We start from the raw sequence: 1412 nt of genomic DNA, 5'->3' as shown, positions 1-1412 counted from the left end.
GCAGCTCCTCACGTCAATCATTTTGCTTATTGTGATTTTAATTATGATCATTTATATGATCAACATGCCGGACTGAGCAGATCGCATGAAACGACGTGGTCAATTTTATGGATTGACAAACTGGATAAATGCCGTTATATTGTTTATTACTTACTAAGAACAAAGTAGTAAGTAATAAAAATGGTCAAACAATACCAGCTACTTCGATGGAGAGGTGCCCGGATTCAATTTGTAAGTGCAACACTCGTCTCTGGGTGGCTTGTCTTTGACATTACCTTGCCGAGCTCGCGGTACCAAACCTCGTTGGGCGTTTCCCAGCCCAGGACCTTCAACGGGGTGTCGTTGATCTCGTCGACGATGGCCTGCAGGTCCGCATCCGACAGGTCGTCGAAGCTGGTCCCCTTGGGCAGGTAGCGCCGGATCCTGCCGTTGCGGTTCTCGTTCGTGCCCCGCTGCCACGAGGAGTACGGGTCCGCATAGTAGGTGAGCATGCCCAGCGCCTCGTCCACGAGCAGGTGGCAGGAGGACTCCGTGCCGTTGTCCCACGTGCGGTCGATGCGCGCGGGCGCGGGGATCCGGCTGTAGATGTCGTATTCGGCGCGCGCGGTCGCCAGCGCGCTCTTGTCGGGGATGAACCGGGCGAACAGCTTGCGGCTCTTGCGTTCGGCCTGCGTGTCGATGCACCGTTTCGACGGGGACGCGCCGACGACGGTGTCGGACTCGAAGTGACCGAACCCGCGGCGCGAGTCCACGCTCTTGGGCCGGTCGGCGATCGGCACGCGCATCGGGATGCGCGCCCCCTTCGCCCTCCTGCCCTTCGAACGCGTGCGGTGCCGCTTGCCGCGCGGCAGGTACTGCCTGAGGTCCAGCGCCTTCTGGGGTTTGGCGTAGATCCACTGGTAGAGGCACTCGTGGCTTATCCGCATGCGCGGGTCGTCGGGCCATTCGATTTTGAGCCGTCCCTCGATCAGCTCCGGCGTCCATCCCTTGCGCAGCGCGTCCATCACCCAGGAGAGCAGCGGGTCGTACGCCATGCGCAGGGGCNTGCGCGACCTGCGGGCGCGGGTCTCGGCCTTGCGCTGCGCGGTCAGGGCCGAGTAGAACGGGCGCGCGGNCCATGCGCCCGTCTTCAGGCGTTTCGGCCTGTACGGACGGTAGGAGTCGTTCTCGNTGGNCGCGAACCNCAGGCCGCGCCTCAGCTCGCGGCTGACCGTGGACTTGTCCCGGCCGATCCTCAGGGCGAGCTGGCGCACGCCGAGCCCCTCTCGGGTCCTCAGTTCGTCGATCCGGACNCGTTCCTCGGCCGACAGGTGGGAATACACTTGCGTCATGGGCGCAGCACTTTCTCTTCGGTTGTGGACTTGAACACTTCCAACCTTAGACAGGNGTTGCGCTTCTATTTAGAACCCGGG

1 protein-coding gene is annotated in these 1412 nt (G+C 61.5%); it reads right to left on the bottom strand.

Annotation, left to right across the window (positions count from 1 at the left end):
* Nucleotides 1–224: 224 nt before the first annotated feature.
* Nucleotides 225–1331 carry an IS30 family transposase gene (locus Uis1B_RS11635; protein WP_101618392.1) on the bottom strand — a complete coding sequence of 369 codons (1107 nt, stop codon included), beginning with the start codon at nucleotides 1329–1331 and terminating at the stop codon, nucleotides 225–227.
* Between the last annotated feature and the right edge of the window lie 81 nt (nucleotides 1332–1412).

The sequence above is a fragment of the Bifidobacterium margollesii genome (assembly GCF_002860355.1).
Taxonomy (GTDB): domain Bacteria; phylum Actinomycetota; class Actinomycetes; order Actinomycetales; family Bifidobacteriaceae; genus Galliscardovia; species Galliscardovia margollesii.
Note: the sequence above shows the minus strand (reverse complement) of the source record. Positions and strands in the feature narration are given on the sequence as shown.